Source organism: Belnapia arida, assembly GCF_016773205.1.
GTDB lineage: Bacteria > Pseudomonadota > Alphaproteobacteria > Acetobacterales > Acetobacteraceae > Belnapia > Belnapia arida.
Genome location: NZ_JAETWB010000006.1, coordinates 101870 through 117084, shown reverse-complemented (window position 1 = coordinate 117084; position 15215 = coordinate 101870). Strand labels below are relative to the sequence as shown.

The 15215-nt window shown below is 70.1% G+C and carries 15 protein-coding genes; 10 read left to right on the top strand and 5 right to left on the bottom strand.

Annotated features, from left to right (window positions below):
• The first annotated feature begins 3 nt into the window (after nucleotides 1-3).
• A complete protein-coding gene (locus JMJ56_RS15045) occupies nucleotides 4-750 on the top strand; it encodes a TlyA family RNA methyltransferase (protein WP_202832706.1) in 747 nt (248 codons plus the stop codon).
• A complete protein-coding gene (locus JMJ56_RS15040) occupies nucleotides 747-1169 on the top strand; it encodes a PaaI family thioesterase (RefSeq protein WP_202832580.1) in 423 nt (140 codons plus the stop codon). The genes JMJ56_RS15045 and JMJ56_RS15040 overlap by 4 nt, the downstream gene beginning before the upstream one ends.
• A 62-nt stretch (nucleotides 1170-1231) precedes the next feature.
• On the opposite strand, the gene JMJ56_RS15035 is transcribed toward JMJ56_RS15040, so the two are convergent.
• Both JMJ56_RS15035 and JMJ56_RS15030 read right to left on the bottom strand, forming a co-directional pair.
• Nucleotides 1232-1372, bottom strand: coding sequence for a peptide chain release factor 1 (locus JMJ56_RS15035; RefSeq protein ID WP_090560519.1), 141 nt, complete (start codon nucleotides 1370-1372; stop codon nucleotides 1232-1234).
• A 117-nt stretch (nucleotides 1373-1489) separates the two neighbouring features.
• Nucleotides 1490-2743, bottom strand: coding sequence for a hypothetical protein (locus JMJ56_RS15030; protein ID WP_202832579.1), 1254 nt, complete (start codon nucleotides 2741-2743; stop codon nucleotides 1490-1492).
• Between the two features lie 142 nt (nucleotides 2744-2885).
• Between JMJ56_RS15030 and JMJ56_RS15025 the strand changes: the two genes are divergently transcribed.
• On the top strand, nucleotides 2886-4610 hold the full coding sequence (locus JMJ56_RS15025; protein WP_202832578.1) for a M10 family metallopeptidase C-terminal domain-containing protein: 1725 nt from the start codon (nucleotides 2886-2888) through the stop codon (nucleotides 4608-4610).
• 54 nt (nucleotides 4611-4664) lie between these two features.
• On the opposite strand, the gene JMJ56_RS15020 is transcribed toward JMJ56_RS15025, so the two are convergent.
• Entirely contained in the window at nucleotides 4665-5051 is a 387-nt protein-coding gene (locus tag JMJ56_RS15020) for a hypothetical protein (protein ID WP_202832577.1), read from the bottom strand.
• Between the two features lie 143 nt (nucleotides 5052-5194).
• Here JMJ56_RS15020 and JMJ56_RS15015 point away from each other — a divergent pair, with 143 nt between their 5' ends.
• A complete protein-coding gene (locus JMJ56_RS15015; RefSeq protein ID WP_236037788.1) occupies nucleotides 5195-5992 on the top strand; it encodes an MmyB family transcriptional regulator in 798 nt (265 codons plus the stop codon).
• On the opposite strand, the gene aroC is transcribed toward JMJ56_RS15015, so the two are convergent.
• Nucleotides 5989-7092: a chorismate synthase gene (aroC, locus tag JMJ56_RS15010; RefSeq protein WP_202832576.1), complete on the bottom strand. Its 1104-nt coding sequence runs from the start codon at nucleotides 7090-7092 to the stop codon at nucleotides 5989-5991. The genes JMJ56_RS15015 and aroC overlap by 4 nt on opposite strands.
• A 12-nt stretch (nucleotides 7093-7104) precedes the next feature.
• On the bottom strand, nucleotides 7105-7938 hold the full coding sequence (gene fabI, locus JMJ56_RS15005; RefSeq protein ID WP_202832575.1) for an enoyl-ACP reductase FabI: 834 nt from the start codon (nucleotides 7936-7938) through the stop codon (nucleotides 7105-7107).
• Between the two features lie 111 nt (nucleotides 7939-8049).
• Between fabI and pdxH the strand changes: the two genes are divergently transcribed.
• The 6 genes from pdxH to JMJ56_RS14975 all read left to right on the top strand — a co-directional run bounded on the left by pdxH (nucleotide 8050) and on the right by JMJ56_RS14975 (nucleotide 15215).
• Nucleotides 8050-8637 carry a pyridoxamine 5'-phosphate oxidase gene (gene pdxH / locus JMJ56_RS15000; protein WP_202832574.1) on the top strand — a complete coding sequence of 196 codons (588 nt, stop codon included), beginning with the start codon at nucleotides 8050-8052 and terminating at the stop codon, nucleotides 8635-8637.
• Nucleotides 8634-10100 (top strand): bifunctional aminoglycoside phosphotransferase/ATP-binding protein, encoded by a 1467-nt coding sequence (locus JMJ56_RS14995; protein ID WP_202832573.1) that lies wholly within the window; start codon nucleotides 8634-8636, stop codon nucleotides 10098-10100. The genes pdxH and JMJ56_RS14995 overlap by 4 nt, the downstream gene beginning before the upstream one ends.
• Before the next feature lie 34 nt (nucleotides 10101-10134).
• Nucleotides 10135-11013, top strand: a complete 879-nt coding sequence (locus JMJ56_RS14990; protein ID WP_202832572.1) for a universal stress protein — start codon at nucleotides 10135-10137, stop codon at nucleotides 11011-11013.
• Between the two features lie 217 nt (nucleotides 11014-11230).
• Nucleotides 11231-12214, top strand: a complete 984-nt coding sequence (locus JMJ56_RS14985) for a TAXI family TRAP transporter solute-binding subunit (protein ID WP_202832571.1) — start codon at nucleotides 11231-11233, stop codon at nucleotides 12212-12214.
• A gap of 41 nt (nucleotides 12215-12255) precedes the next feature.
• Nucleotides 12256-14169: a TRAP transporter permease gene (locus JMJ56_RS14980; RefSeq protein ID WP_236037787.1), complete on the top strand. Its 1914-nt coding sequence runs from the start codon at nucleotides 12256-12258 to the stop codon at nucleotides 14167-14169.
• A 17-nt stretch (nucleotides 14170-14186) separates the two neighbouring features.
• The gene (locus tag JMJ56_RS14975) at nucleotides 14187-15215 is read left to right on the top strand and encodes an amino acid ABC transporter substrate-binding protein (RefSeq protein ID WP_202832569.1); all 1029 of its coding nucleotides are present in this window, start codon (nucleotides 14187-14189) and stop codon (nucleotides 15213-15215) included.

The window sequence follows — 15215 nt, the reverse complement described above, 5'->3', positions numbered from 1 at the left end:
ACCATCGCCAAGGAGCGCGCCGACCAGGCGCTGGTGGACCGGGGGCTGGCCGAGAGCCGCACCCGGGCCCAGGCCCTGATCCTCGCCGGCAAGGTCTTCTCCGCGGAGCGGCGGATCGAGAAGGCAGGGCAGATGTTGGCCCCGGGTACGCCGCTCGAGGTGCGGGGGCAGGACCATCCCTGGGTCTCGCGCGGCGGCGTCAAGCTTGACCACGCCATCCGGCATTTCGGGCTGTCGCCGGAGGGGAAGGTCGCCATCGATGTGGGTGCCTCCACGGGCGGCTTCACCCATGTTCTGCTGCATCACGGGGCGGCGCGGGTCTTCGCGGTCGATGTGGGGCATGGACAGCTCGCATGGAATCTCAGGAACGACCCGCGCATCATCGTCATGGAGCGAGTGAATGCGCGTTACCTTGAGGCCGCGCAGCTCGACGCGGCGCCTGAGGTGCTGGTCTGCGATGCGAGCTTCATCGGATTGCAAGTGGTGCTGCCGCAGCCACTCTCGCTCTGTGCGAAGGGGGCCTGGGCGGTCGCGCTGATCAAGCCGCAATTCGAGGTCGGGCCAGCCATTGCCAAAGGCGGCGTGGTGCGGGATGCCGCCGTGCATCGCAGCGTCTGCCGCAGGATCGAGGACTGGTGGAGCGCGTTGCCCGGCTGGCGCGTCCTCGGCGTGGAGCCGAGCCCGTTGCTCGGCCCCGAGGGCAACCGGGAGTTCCTGATTGCTGCGGTGCGGGATAAGCTCCCGGCATGAGCGATGCACCGACCCTTTTCGATCCTGCCGCCGCCGGCTGGAAGCCCCTGCGGCCGGAAGGCTACCCCGCCCTGATCGGGCCGTTCTGGTTCAGGCGAGAGGAGGGCGGCTTCCGCTACGGCTTCCCAGCCGAGCCGCGCCATCTCAACAATGGCGGCGTCGTCCATGGCGGCATGCTGATGAGCTTTGCCGACGATGTGCTCGGCATGACGGTTTGGGAAGCGGCAGGGCGAAAGCCCTGCACCACGGTGCAACTGAGCACCCAGTTCATCTCGCCGGCGCGGGTCGGGGATTTCGTCGAGGGGCGTGCGGAAATCCTGCGCGCCACGCGCTCTGTGGTGTTCGTCCGGGGGCTGGTGATGGTCGGCAGCCGCACGGTGGTGCACGCAGACGGGATCTGGAAGATCCTCGGCGCCTGATATTGCCTCCCTCTAAGGCCCGCGCGCCCATGAGCGGCGGGCCATGGCGCCTGACGCGGGGCTCATTCCGCCGCGATCTGAGCCTCAGCGGCACTGATCTCCGCCAGCAGGGTCCAGACCCGATGCGGGTCCATCCGCACATCGGGGTCGTTCAGCAACTGGTCCAGCTCGTCGAGCTTGGCCTGGAATTCGCGGTCATTCATGCGGCTCGATTCCCTTCTACCCTGCCAGCCTTGCCGGCAGAGGCAGCGTCGGTCAGTGCCGCAGGGAAACGTGGCAGATTGAAGACGGTTTCCTTGCGGTCGCCGATCAAGAAGCCGCTACATGGAGGAAAGGATGGCTGGCGCCAGCGCCTGGATCCGCGCCGCGGGATGGGAGGGGTTGCGGAAACGGAGAGCCGGTTCAAGCGCCGCATCGGGCGGGGCGGCACCGAACATCTCGAAGCGCGAGGCGCAGGTGACCGCGACCACGTGCCGCGCCGGCGGCGTCGTCAGGAAGCGTCGGACGGCGCCCTCCAGCTCCAGCTGTTCACGCAGGCCGCGCCATTCGGTCCGGTCCACATCTTCGAGGAAGACAGCGGCGATGCCGGGCCTGCGGCCGGACAGCCGCGCCTCCGCCATCAATCCAAGGCGGCGGGCGACGGCGCCGGCGATCTCGTTCTCCCGTCCCGCGCGGGCGGCGAGGACGAAGACGCTGCCGCTCGTGGCGTCGGAGGTGATGGCGAGATGGGCCTCCGGTCCGAACTGGGCGCGAAGCCGGGCGGAGAGGCCGTTGACGCCTTGTTGCGGGCCGGTGAGCACCAATGGATCGAGCTTCAGCACTGCCTCGCTGCTGGCATCCTGCCGCTTGCCGGCGGACAGCATGGCGGAGATGCGGGTGCGCAGCTCGTCCAGCTGCTCGGAACCGGAGATGCCCTTCGGCAGGGTCATCTTCAGCAGGTAGCGGCCGGGATGGTCGGCGAGCCAGGACTGCAGCTCAGGATTGAGACGGTCGACCAGGGCATACCAGTCGCCACGATGGACGGGGCGGCCTTCCTCGGCGGAGACTGTCTCGCAGATCACTTCTGCGCTGGCACCGTCCCGGTCCGCTACCAGGTCATGCGGCGTGCCCTCCGCCAGGCCGGTGAAGCGGACGGAGAAGCCGCTCTCGCGCAGCAGGGCCGCGGTGCGCAGCAGGTGAAACAGTGGGATGAGCGTCGCCTCGCCGGTGAGGCCGGCGATGATCTGGTCGCGCATCCGGGCGCGTGGTCCATCAGGTAGGCTGTCGGCGAGGCGGACGGCTTCCTCGGCGAAGGTGGAGACCAGGCGCTCGGCGCTGCTGGCGCGGGTCAGGGCGCGGCGGCCGGAGAGGCGGGCGAGAGCCAACTCCAACGCATGGCGCTGCTGGGCCGCACGGCCGGTGAGGGAGTTCACCTGGGCGCGGTTGCCGATATCGGCGAGGCGTGCGGCCCAGGTAGCCTCGCCGCAGAGTGCGACGAAGGCGTCGAGGCCGGGATTGGCGGCGGTGAGGCTGGGAGAGGCGGGAAAGCTGCTCCCCCTCGTCAGCTGCGCTGGCTGCGGATCGGCGAAGGTCATGGCTTCGTCTCACCCTTCTCGTTACCTGTGGTAAGCGCCTTCATAAGTAGATCGTCAAGGGGGCTGCGCCAGCGGCTGAAACCCCGTCCGGGTCTGCCGCGCTTCCCGCTCTGCTCGCGTTTCCGTTTACAGCAGGGATTTCATGGCCGATTTTGATCCGCTTCTCGCTTATCTGGACAACCTGCCGACGGCACGATGGAACCACCCCGACGCGATCGGCACGCCCGCCGCGGTGACCTACAGCTTCATGCAGGCCGTACCCGCCTATGATGAACAGGCGGAGCATCCCGGCTTCGCCCCGCTCGATGGATCGATGCAAGCGGCGGCGCGGGCGGCGCTCGGGGCCTGGGCGGCGGTCGCCAACCTGACCTTCACCGAAGTCCCGGATGCTGGCCGGGGCGGCGAGATCCGCATCGGCAGCTTCGACACCATGCGGCTTGGCGCGGATTCGCCGCTGCATGGGGCGGGCGGCTACTCCTATTATCCGACCTTCGTCGACGGGAAGCCGGTCGATCTCGGCGGCGATGTCTATCTTGGGCGCTACGCCGAGAATGTGCAGACCGCGCCGGGGCAGTACGGGCTCGAGACCCTGACCCACGAGATCGGCCATGCGATCGGGCTGAAGCATCCCTTCGACGGCAACCTGACGCTGCCGGCCGCGGAGCAGGATCTCAGCCATTCGATCATGAATTATTCTCTTCCTGGGAATGCTACCGTGGTGAGCGTCACGGGCACGGCGGAGGACTACAGCTATGTGTCGATGCCGCTCTATCCGAGCGGGCCGATGCTCGACGACATCGCGGCCGTGCAGGCGCTCTACGGCGCCAACATGGCGCATGCGGCAGGCAATGACACCTATGCCTGGGCTGCGAACGCGCGCTTCTTCCAGACCATCTGGGATGCCGGCGGGGCCGATACCATCGATACCTCCGACCAGGTGCTGGACTCGGTCATCGACCTGCGGGCGGGCTATTTCTCGAGCATTGCCATGCGCGGCACCGTGGCGGAGAAGCGCCTGGAAATCCCGGCCTTCGCCACCGAGGCGCCGACCCCGACCTATGACGGGCACCACAACTTGGCGATCGCCTACGGCGCGGTCATCGAGAATGCCAAGGGCGGGGCGGGGGATGACAGCATCACCGGCAATGCGGCGGCGAACACCCTCGATGGCGGCGCGGGGAAGGACAGGCTCGATGGCGGGGATGGGGGCGATACGCTGCAAGGGCGGGCAGGCGACGATTCGCTGGCCGGCGGCGGCGACGCCGCGCTGGATCGGTTGCTGGGCGGCGACGGCAACGACACACTGAACGGAGCCTTCGGCCGCGGCGAGGCGGATTGGCTGACGGGCGGCGCCGGCAACGACGCCTATGTGGTCGACACCGCGCAGGATGTGGTGACCGAGGCGGCGGGGCAGGGGACCGACATGGTGCGCGCCCGCATTGCGGGCGGGACCTATGCAATGCCGGCCCAGGTCGAGAACCTGGTGCTTGAGGGCTCGACCCGCACCGGCCAGGGCAACGCGCTCGACAACCTCATCACCGGCAATGCCGGGGCAAACTGGCTGACGGGTGGGGCGGGGGCGGATACGCTCGACGGTGGCCGCGGCAACGACGTGCTGGTCGGCGGGACGGGCGCGGATAGCTTCGTCATCGCCAATGGCACGGGCGCAGACCGGATCAGCGACTTCGTGCATGGCGCCGACCATGTCCGGTTGGTGGGGTTCGGCGGGCTGCGTGCCGGCAACATCCTCGACCGGGTCACCGACCAGGACGGCGGCGCGGTCGTCGCCCTCGATGCCGGTGACAGCATCGTCCTGACCGGCATTGCGAAATCGGCGCTTTCGGCGAGCGACTTCGTCTTCGCCTGACGCGGGCTCCGGTCAGGTGGAACCACCTGACCGGAACGGCCGCGCAGCGCGGTCTCACGCCGGGACGGCAGGCGAGGCGGCATCCGCCTCCAGCTTGGCCAGCAGCGCCACGAAGCCCGCCTGACCCAGCAGGAATACCCAGCCCAGCGCGTTGGGCGAAACCATCCCCATGACCGGCAGCAGCAGGCTGACGGCGGCCCAGAGGACATTGCCGATGACGACCACCGTCACGGCCCAGCGCGGCACGGCCGACCCGCGTGCCAGCACCGCCATGAAGGCGGCAATGGGCAGCAGCATGAGCCCCGCAACGGTCAACAGGGCTGGCGGCAAGGCCATCCAGCCGCCGAGCGCCGAGGGCGCCGCAAGCAGCATGGCGCCCATTGCGGCGCAGCTCAGCGCATCGACGAGAAGCAGGGTCCGCAGGGACAGGAAGTGTTTCACGATAGGCTCCTTTCGCAGTCTCCGGCGCCGCGGAAGGCAAGGCCGGTGACAGCAGGCTGAGCCAAGCCGGGTGGGCGCGTCGATGACCTCGGAGGTCATTGCCCGGCGGCGACGGCGCCGCCTAGGCTCGGCGCATGATGACCATGGAACAACCCACCGCCGGCGCCCTGCTGCGTCGCTGGCGGCAGCAGCGGCGGCTGAGCCAGCTGGCCCTGTCCCTGGAGGCCGAGGTGTCGCAGCGCCACCTGAGCTGCATCGAGGCCGGCCGCGCCATGCCGAGCCGGGCCATGGTGCTGCACCTCGCGGAACAACTGCGCGTGCCCCTGCGCGAGCGCAATGCCATCCTCGCCGCCGCTGGTTTCAGCGCCTCCTTCCCCGAACGCCCGCTGAGGGCGCCCGAGATGTCGGCCGCTCGGCAGGCCATGGAGCGCATCCTGCACGGGCACGCCCCGCATCCCGCCCTGGCCGTGGACCGGCATTGGACGCTCCTCCTGGCGAACGATGCCGTCTTCGCGTTGCTGGACGGGTTGTCGGGCCCTCTGATGCAGCCGCCGGTGAACGTGCTCCGCCTCAGCCTGCACCCCGACGGGCTGGCGCCACGCATCCTGAACTTTCCCGAATGGCGCGCTCACCTCCTGGCGCGGCTGGCGCATGACGCGGAGGCGAGCGCCGATGCCGTGCTCGTGGATCTCCTGGCGGAGTTGCGGGCGCTTCCCGTACCCTCGCGTATCCGGGGCGCCTGCACGCCGGCGCCGGATCACAGGGGGATCGCGGTGCCGCTGCAACTCGCAGGCGCGGGCGGGCCGCTCAGCTTCCTGAGCACGACGACGGTGTTCGGCACGGCGGTGGACGTGACGCTGGCCGAAGTCACCATCGAGGCGTTCTTCCCCGCGGATGAGGCGACGGCCGCAGCGATGAGGGCACGGGCGGCCAGCGCCTAGTTGCGCGGCAGGCGGGCCTCGCTTGGCGCGTCCGGGTTCTGGGCGCGTTGGCGGAGGAGGTGGTCGGCCAGCACCAGGGCCAGCATCGCCTCGCCCACTGGCACGGCGCGGATGCCAACGCAGGGGTCGTGCCGGCCCCGGGTCGTCACCTCGACCTCCTGGCCGAAGCGGTCCACGGACAGCCGGGGTGTGAGGATGGAGGAGGTTGGCTTCACCACGAAGCGGGCGACGATCGGCTGGCCGGTGGAGATGCCGCCGAGGATGCCGCCGGCATGGTTGTCGCCGAAGAGCACGCGGCCATCGGGGCCCATGCGCATCTCATCGGCATTGGCCTCGCCGGTCAGCGCCGCGGCGGCGAAGCCCTCGCCGATCTCGACACCTTTCACCGCATTGATGCCCATCAGCGCCGCGGCGATGTCGGCATCGAGCTTGCCGTAGATCGGCGCGCCGAGGCCGGGGGGCATGCCCTCCGCCACCAGCTCGATGACGGCGCCGAGCGAGGAGCCGGACTTGCGGGCCTCCAGCAGCCGCTGCTCCCAGCGGAGGGCGGCGCCGCGGTCGGGGCACCAGAACTCGTTCTCCTCCGTCGCGGCCCAGTCCCAGGCGGCGCGGTCGATGCGGTCATCGCCCATCTGCACCAGGGCGCCGCGGATGGTAACGCCTTCCAGCACGCGGCGGGCAACGGCGCCGGCGGCCACGCGCATCGCCGTCTCGCGTGCGGAGGAGCGGCCGCCGCCGCGGTAGTCGCGGATGCCGTATTTCAGCTCGTAGGCGATATCGGCATGGCCGGGGCGGAAGCGGTCCTTGATCTCGCCGTAATCCTTGCTGCGCTGGTCCTGGTTCTCGATCAGCAGCGAGATGGGCGTGCCGGTGGTCAGCCCCTCGAAGGTGCCGGAGAGGATGCGGACCTGGTCCGGCTCCTGCCGCTGGGTGACGAAGCGGGAGGCGCCGGGGCGGCGGCGGTCGAGGAAGGGCTGGATGTCGGCTTCGGTCAGCGCCAGGCGGGGCGGGCAGCCATCGACGACGCAGCCGATGGCGGCGCCATGGCTCTCGCCCCAGGTGGTGACGCGGAAGAGGTGGCCGAAGCTGTTGTGGGACATCGCGCGCGGCGGTCAGACCGTGCTGATATCGGGCGCGTCCACCGCCTTCATCCCGACGACGTGGAAACCGCTGTCCACATGGTGCACTTCGCCGGTCACCCCGGCCGAGAGGTCGCTCAGCAGGTAGAGGCCTGCGCCGCCGACCTCCTCGATGGTGACGTTGCGCTTCAGCGGCGCGTTGTATTGGTTCCACTTCAGGATGTAGCGGAAGTCGCCGATGCCGCTGGCCGCCAGCGTCCTGATCGGCCCGGCCGAGATGGCGTTGACCCGGATGCCGATGCCGCCGAGATCGACCGCGAGGTAGCGGACGCTCGCCTCCAGCGCCGCCTTGGCCACGCCCATGACGTTGTAGTGCGGTGTGACGCGCTCGGCGCCGAGATAGCTCATCGTCAGCAGCGAGCCGCCCGGCTTCATCAGCGGCACGGCGCGCTGGCTGACCGAGACGAAGGAGTAGGCGGAGATGTCGAGCGCCTGGAGGAAGACGTCGCGCGGCGTGTCGAGGTAGCGGCCGCGGAGGTAGTCCTTGTTGGCGAAGCCGATGGCATGGACCAGGAAGTCGAGCCCGCCCCAGGCCTCCTTAAGGGTGGCGAAGGTGGCGTCGACGCTCGCATCGTCGGTCACATCGCAGGGCAGGACGAGCTTGCTGCCGATGCTCTCCGCCAGCGGGCGGACGCGGCGTTCCAGCGCCTCGCCCTGGTAGGTGAAGGCGACCTCGGCGCCCTGGGCGGCGACGGCACGGGCAATGCCCCAGGCGATCGAGCGGTCATTGGCGACCCCCATGACAAGGCCGCGCTTGCCCGCCATGAGCGTGCCGGTGGGGGCGTCTGCGAGGGGCGCGTCGGACATGGTGCGTGGGGACCGGCTCTGGCAGTGTTGTGGTGGCCCTGGCGTGGTGGCACACCCCCGGCCAGCGGGCAAGCCTTCCGGCCCGCACCCCTCGTTACCCAGGATTTCCGCATGGACAGCAGCGCCATCGATCCCTTTGCCCATTTCGAGGAGTGGATGGCGGAGGCGGCCAAATCCGAGCCGAACGACCCGAACGCGGTCTGCCTGGCGACGAGCACGCCGGACGGCCGGCCCTCGGCGCGGATGGTGCTGCTGAAGGGCATCGACCCACGGGGCTTCGTTTTCTACACCAATCTCGAAAGCCGGAAGGGCGGGGAGCTGGCGGCCAACCCGGAGGCGGCGCTCTGCTTCCACTGGAAGACGCTGCAGCGGAGCGTACGCGTCGAGGGGCGGGTGGAGGCTGTCTCGGCGGAGGAGGCGGATGCCTACTACGCCTCGCGTGCCCGGGGCAGCCGGATCGGCGCCTGGGCGAGCCGGCAGTCGCGGCCGCTGGAAGGCCGCTTTGCGCTGGAGAAGGCGGTGGCCGAGTACACGCTGAAATTCGGCATCGGCGAGATTCCGCGCCCGGAATTCTGGTCCGGCTTCCGAGTGCTGCCGCGGCGGATCGAGTTCTGGCGCGACATGCCCTTCCGCCTCCATGACCGTCAGGTTTTCCACCGCGAGGGCGAGGGTTGGAGGGTGGAGTCGCTCTACCCGTGAGCCTGCCCGCTGCCCAGGCCGAGGCGGGTGCGCTGCTCGCGCGCCTCACCGGCGCGGCGGCTGTGGAAACCCATATCTCGGCGGTCTATGTCGGGCCCGAGGATGCCTGGAAGCTGAAGAAGGCGGTGGCGCTCGGCTTCCTCGACTTTACCCGTGTGGCCGATCGCGAGCGGCTGCTGCGGCGGGAGCTGGCGTTGAACGCGCCCTTCGCGCCGGGGCTGTACCGGGAGGTCATGCCGGTCACCCGTGAAGCGGATGGCGCTCTCAGGCTTGGCGGAGCGGGTGAGGCGGTGGAGTGGGTGCTCCGCATGGCGCCGCTGCCGCCCGGAGATTTCCTCGATGTGCGGGCGCCGGCGGGCTTCGAGGCCGCGCGGCTGGACGCGATGGCCGATGCGGTCTTCGCCATGCATGCCGCCTTGCCGCCTCGGCCGGCGCCCGGCTTCCGCGCCGTGATCGAAGGCAACGGGCGGGCGGCGCTCGGGGCCGGACTGCCGGAGGGGCGGGTCAGGGCCTGGGTGGAGGCAGCGCTCGGTTGGCTGGGCCGGCTCGGGCCCCTGCTCGCCGCGCGGGCGGGGGAGGGGCGGGTGCGGCGCTGCCATGGCGATCTGCATCTCGGCAATTTGTGCCTCTGGCAGGGACGGGTGACGCCCTTCGACGCGCTCGAATTCGACGAGGCGCTGGCGACCATCGACACCGGCTACGACCTCGCCTTCCTGTTGATGGATTGCGAGCACCGCCTCGGCCGTTCCGCCGCCAACCGGGTGCTGAACCGTTATGTCGCGCGCTCAGGCGATGCCGGGCTGGTCGGGGCGCTGCCGCTCTGGCTCTCGCTCAGGGCGGTGATCCGAGCGCATGCCGAGGCGAAGCGCGGCGGCGACGGCCTGGCCTATCTCGACCGGGCGGAGGCGCTGCTGCATCCGGCGCCGCCGCGGCTGGTGGCAATCGGCGGATTGCAGGGGACGGGGAAGACGCGGTTGGCGCGGGCGCTGGCGCCGATGCTTGGCCCGGCGCCAGGGGCTCTGGTGCTGCGCTCGGATGAGATCCGCAAGCGCCTGGCAGGGGTGCCGCCGGAGCGGCGCCTGCCGCCATCGGTCTATACCCCGGAGGCGGGCGCCGCGGTCTTCGCCGAACTCGCGGCTCTTGCGAAGGCGGCGTTGCGCGCCGGGCATGCCGTGGTCGCCGATGCCGTCTTCCTCAGGCCGGAGGAGCGGGCGGCGATCGAGGCGGCAGCGCGGGCGGCAGCGGTGCGCTTCGACGGCATTTGGCTCACCGCTCCGCATGCGGTGCTGGAGGCACGGATCGCCGCCCGTACCGGCGACGCCTCGGATGCCGATGCGGCGGTGCTGGCGGCGGCGGCGGCGCGGGATGCCGGGCCGATGGCCTGGGGGGTGCTCGACGCGGCCGGGGATCCGCTGCCGGCCGCCTGCGAAGCCCTGGGCTGCAACGGTGCCGATCCGTGCTAGAACCGGGGCTTCCGCGCCGTTTGGGAGACGCGCCATGGCCTATCGTCGTCTGCTCCTGCCCCTCACCGGCACCGCCGCCGGGGAGGCCGCGCTCGCCACCGCCCTGATGGTGGCGCGCATCTGGAATGCGCATGTCCATTGCCTGCATGTCCGGGTCGATGCCCGGGATGTCGCGCCGCTGGCGGGCGAGGGCCTGTCCGGCGCGATGATCGAGGAGATGATGGCGGCGACGGAGCGCGAGAGCGGCGACCGCGCCGGCCGCGTCCGCGCCCTGTTCGACCGCTTCGCCGGTACCTCGGGCGGCGTCTCCATCGCCGACAGCGCCGAGACCGCACTCAAGACCGATGGGCCGACCCTGTCCTTCGAGAGCATCGCCGGGCGCGAGGAGGATGTGGTCGCGCAGCAGTCGCGCCTCTACGACATGGCGGTGGTGCCGCATCCGGAGGCGGATGAGGATGTCTCTTCCTCCGACGCGCTGCATGCCGTGCTCTTCGATTCGGGCCGGCCGGTGCTGATCGCGCCGCGCCAGGTGCCCCGGGCTATCGGCACCCGGGTCTGCTGCGCCTGGAACGGCTCGGCCGAGAGCGCCGCCGCCATTGCCGCGGCGCTGCCCTGGCTGCACCGGGCCGAGGCCGTCCGCCTGCTTTATGCCGACGAGTACCAGCGCCGCGGGCCGAAGGTGGAGGGCATCCGCAGCTATCTCCGCTGGCACGAGATCGAGGCGGAGCCGGTGATGTTCAAGCCGATGACCAAGGATGTGGGCGCCGGGCTGCTGGGCGCGGCACGGGACTTCCAGGCCGACCTGCTCTGCATGGGCGCCTACAGCCATTCTCGGCTGCGCCAGCTCATCCTCGGCGGCGTCACCCGGCATATCCTCGAGAACAGCGACATGCCGGTGCTGATGTGCCGCTGAGCGCGATCGCCGAAGGGCGCCACCGCCCGGAGGCGTGAATCGCGTGACCAGCACCTGAGCGCGATCGCCGAAGGGTGCCACCGCCCGGAGGCGTGAAGCGTGCGACTAGGGCCATGGCGGGCCGCGACCGGCGATCGCTGGTCACGGCCCAAGGCCAGTTGCGGCCGCGTGCTCACGGCCGCATGATCCCGCCCCGGTTCCGGCTGGGAGAATGACGATGAGCCTGATCTGGACGCGGCGCAGCCTGGTCGGCGGCGCCCTGGCCTTGCCTTTCATCCGCACGGCGCGGGCGCAGCAGACGTTGGAATGGGTGGCGGGCTCGCTCGGCGGCGGCTGGTACACCATGGCCGCCGGCCTCTCCGCCCTCATCAAGGACGAGAACCCGGACGTGCAGATCCGCGTCGTCCCGGGCGGGGGCCTGGCCAATTCGACACGGGTGAACCGCGGCCAGTCGCCGATGGGCTGGGGCATCGATACCTTCGCCGCCGCCGCCCGGGCAGGGACGGAGCCCTATTCGGAGAAGCATGAGGCGCTGCGTTGCCTCGGCTCCGGCTACTCACCGACCGAATTCCACTTCCTCCGCCGCACCGATGGCGGACCGGAGGACATGCGCTCCATCCTGACGCAGAAGGGGTTGCGCATCGCCTGCCCGCAACGCTCCTCGACCGACGAGATGACGCTGCAGCGCATCCTGAAATTCCTCGGCACCAGCCCCGACAAGATCAGGTCGGACGGCGGGCGCTACCTGAACGGCAGCTATGCCGATATCGGCTCGGCCTATTCGGACGGGCAGGTGGATTACCTCTTCGTCGCGCTGGCCAAGCCGGCGGCGATCTTCACCGAGATCGCGCAGGGGCGGCGGGCCGGCAAGCTGGTGGAGTTTCCCGCGGATATCCGCCGCCACCTGATCGACCAGTACAACTATGCCGAAGGGGTGCTGCCGGCCGCGACCTATCCCTCGCTGCAATCGGGCGACGTGCCGGTGACGATGATGGACAGCGTGCTCATGCTGCATGAGAGCGTGCCCGAGGAGGTCGCCTACAAGGTCGTCCGCACGCTGATACGCAGCAAGGGCCAGCGCCTTGTCTCCATCCATGCCAGCATGGGCGCCTGGGACCCGGCGGCCGCGGTGAAGTATCAGGGCCTGCCGCTGCATCCGGGCGGGATCAAGGCCTTCAAGGAGGCTGGCATCCTCTCCTGACACGCCGGACCGGCAAGGTCCTTGCATAGTTTGAGGCCATGATGCGCGACCTTGCCGGCCCCCTGAAGCTGATCGTCACCCTCTGGCTGGCTGCGGCCTCCGCCATCCATCTCTATTGGGGCGGGTTCGGCTTCCCTGAGCCGATTACGCTCCGCGCCTTCCACCTGCTGGTCTTCGTTCCGCCACTCTTCCTGCTTTTTCCGGCGCGGCCCGGCCGGTCGCCGGCGCGGCGGCCGAGCCTCATCGATTGGCTCTGGGTGCTCGCCGCGGCGGCGCCGCATGGCTGGGTGATGTGGCATTGGGCCGCGGTCTCGGACCGGATGGAATATGTCGATCCCTTCGGCACCGAGATGGCGGTGCTCGCCATCCTCGCCATCGTCACGCTGCTGGAGGCGACGCGCCGCGCGGTGGAGGTGGGGCTCGCCTGGATGATCCTCATCTCGATCGCCTACATGGCCTTCGGCCATCATATCCCGGGCATCCTGAACAGCCGGCCCTTCTCGGTGGCGGAGATCCTGGAGGCCTCTTGGCTGGTGCCGACGGCGGGCGGCGTCTATGGGCCGCTCACCGGGATCGTGGCGACGACCATCGCCGTCTTCATCGTCTTCGGCGCCTTCATGCAGGGCAGCGGGACGGGGCGGCTGTTCAGCAATCTCGGTGCGGCGGCGGCGGGGCGCTTCTCCGGCGGACCGGCCAAGGTCGCCGTAGTCACCTCCGGCCTGTTCGGCACGATGAGCGGCAGCAGCGTCTCCAACGTCATCACCACCGGCGCCATGACCATCCCGCTGATGATCCGCATCGGCTACAAGCCGACGGTCGCCGCCGGGATCGAGAGCGCGGCCTCGGTCGGCGGGGCGCTGATGCCGCCGGTGATGGGGGCGGCGGCCTTCGTCCTCGCCGAGATCACCGGCATCGCCTATGGCGAGATCGTCGTCGCCGCCACCATAGGCGCCATCCTCTACTACTTCGCCATCCTCGCCGCGGTGCATTTCGAGGCGAAGAAGGCCGGCATGGCGCCGATGGCCCTGCGCGACATCCCCGCTTGGCGCGAGGTGGCGCAGGATGCGCATCTCGTCATCCCGATCGCCGTGCTGGTCTGGATGATGACGGACCGCTGGAGCGGCAATTACGCCGCCTTCGTCGCCACCCTCGCCATGGTGGGCATCGCCGCGCTCCGCCGCCGCAGCCGCATGGGCTGGCGGCAGGTGCTGGAGAGCCTGACCAATGCCGGCCTCACCATGGCGCCGCTCGCCGTCTCCATCGCCGGCGCCGGGATCGTCGTCTCTGCGCTGACGGCGACGGGGCTGGTCGTGGCGCTGGGCGGCATCATCAAGGACCTGGCGGCGGGGAATTTCGCGCTGCTGCTCATCCTGCTGGCGGTCACCGTCCTCATCCTCGGCATGGGCATCCCGACCACGCCGAGCTACATCATCGCCGCTGCCATCGGCGTGCCGCAGATCCTCGAACTCGGGAGCAAGGCGCTCGGCGTCCCGCCGGGGGACCTGCTGCTGCCGGCGCATCTCTTCGTCTTCTATTTCGCGGTGCTGGCCGATGCCTCGCCGCCCGTGGCGGCAGCGGCCTTCGCCGCCGCGGCCATCGCCAAGGCGTCGCCGCTGATCTCCAGCAACCATGCGACGCGGCTCGGCATCGCCGGCTTCACCGTGGGCTTCGCCTTCCTCTACGACCCGGGGATCATGCTGCGCGGCTCGCTTGCCGACATCGTCACTGCGACGGCGATCCAGGTGGGAGCGCTGACGGCGATCTGCGCGGCCTATGCCGGCTTCCTGCTGCGGCCGATGGGTTGGGCCTCGCGGTTGCTGCTGGGCGGGGCGGGGCTCTTCGCTGCCTTCTACCATGGCGTGCCGGACCTCGTGCGGCTGGCGGTGGCGCTCGGCGTTCCGGGGCTGATCGGTGCGGTGCAACTTGTGCGCCTGCCACGGCCGGTGCAGCCCTGACCCTGCGGAGAGTATCGATGTTGAGACATGCCTTTTTCACCCTGGCGCTGCTGGCGCCGGGGATCGCCGCCGCGCAGCAGGCATCGAGCCCGGGGCCGACGCTGACCGCCGTGCGGGCCCGTGGCGCGCTCTCCTGCGGCATCTCGACCGGCGACCCGGCCTGGAGCCAGCCGGACAGCCGCGGCGTCTGGCAGGGGATGGATACCGATCTCTGCCGTGCCATCGCCGCCGCCGTCCTCGGCAGCCCGGACCGCCTGGTCTGGCAGCACCTCACCGGGCAGAACCGCTTCCCGGCCCTCGGCTCGGGCCAGGTCGACGTGCTGACGCGGACGACGACCTGGACCTTTGCGCGGGATTCGATGCTGGGGCTTAATTTCACCGCGCCCAATTTCTATGACGGCCAGGGCTTCCTTGTGCATGCCGAGAGCGGCATTACCAGCGCCCGCCAGCTCGACGGCGCCGCCATCTGCTTCGTCTCCGCCAGCACGCATGAGCTGAACCTGCAGGACTGGTCGCGCACCCAGGGAATCCGCTTCACCCCGGTGATCTTCGCCGACAAGGACGAGGCGCGCCGGGCCTATGAGAGCAATCGCTGCGACAGCTACACCGGCGATGCCAGCCAGCTCGCCTCCGTGCGCAGCGCCTTCCCCGAACCGGCGCGGCATGTGCTGCTGCCGGAGCGGATCAGCAAGGAGCCTTATTCTCCCTCCGTCCGGCAGGGCGACGACCAGTGGTTCGACATCGTCCGGTATGTCGTCTTCGGGCTGGTGGAAGCGGAGGAGCTCGGCGTCACCCGCGGCAATGCGGAGCGGATGCTGGCGGAAAGCCCGAGCCCGGCTGTGCAGCGGCTGCTGGGGAAGACCGGCGAGCTGGGGCCGACGCTCGGGCTCGACCGGGCCTGGCTGCTGAACGCGATCAGGGCCGTGGGGAATTACGGCGAGATCTACGACCGGCATCTCGGCAAGGACAGCCCTGTCGGCCTGCCGCGGGGCCTCAACGACCTCTGGACCCGCGGCGGGCTGATGGTGGCGCCGCCGATGCGGTAG

Coding starts and splice junctions, on each gene's coding strand:
- JMJ56_RS14985 (WP_202832571.1), top strand. CDS start 11,231: ATGAGCCTGATCTGGACGCGGCGCAGCCTGGTCGGCGGCGCCCTGGCC.
- JMJ56_RS15035 (WP_090560519.1), bottom strand. CDS start 1,372: ATGAATGACCGCGAATTCCAGGCCAAGCTCGACGAGCTGGACCAGTTG.
- pdxH (WP_202832574.1), top strand. CDS start 8,050: ATGGACAGCAGCGCCATCGATCCCTTTGCCCATTTCGAGGAGTGGATG.
- JMJ56_RS15015 (WP_236037788.1), top strand. CDS start 5,195: ATGGAACAACCCACCGCCGGCGCCCTGCTGCGTCGCTGGCGGCAGCAG.
- JMJ56_RS14980 (WP_236037787.1), top strand. CDS start 12,256: ATGCGCGACCTTGCCGGCCCCCTGAAGCTGATCGTCACCCTCTGGCTG.
- JMJ56_RS14990 (WP_202832572.1), top strand. CDS start 10,135: ATGGCCTATCGTCGTCTGCTCCTGCCCCTCACCGGCACCGCCGCCGGG.
- JMJ56_RS15025 (WP_202832578.1), top strand. CDS start 2,886: ATGGCCGATTTTGATCCGCTTCTCGCTTATCTGGACAACCTGCCGACG.
- JMJ56_RS15030 (WP_202832579.1), bottom strand. CDS start 2,743: ATGACCTTCGCCGATCCGCAGCCAGCGCAGCTGACGAGGGGGAGCAGC.
- JMJ56_RS15040 (WP_202832580.1), top strand. CDS start 747: ATGAGCGATGCACCGACCCTTTTCGATCCTGCCGCCGCCGGCTGGAAG.
- JMJ56_RS14975 (WP_202832569.1), top strand. CDS start 14,187: ATGTTGAGACATGCCTTTTTCACCCTGGCGCTGCTGGCGCCGGGGATC.
- fabI (WP_202832575.1), bottom strand. CDS start 7,938: ATGTCCGACGCGCCCCTCGCAGACGCCCCCACCGGCACGCTCATGGCG.
- aroC (WP_202832576.1), bottom strand. CDS start 7,092: ATGTCCCACAACAGCTTCGGCCACCTCTTCCGCGTCACCACCTGGGGC.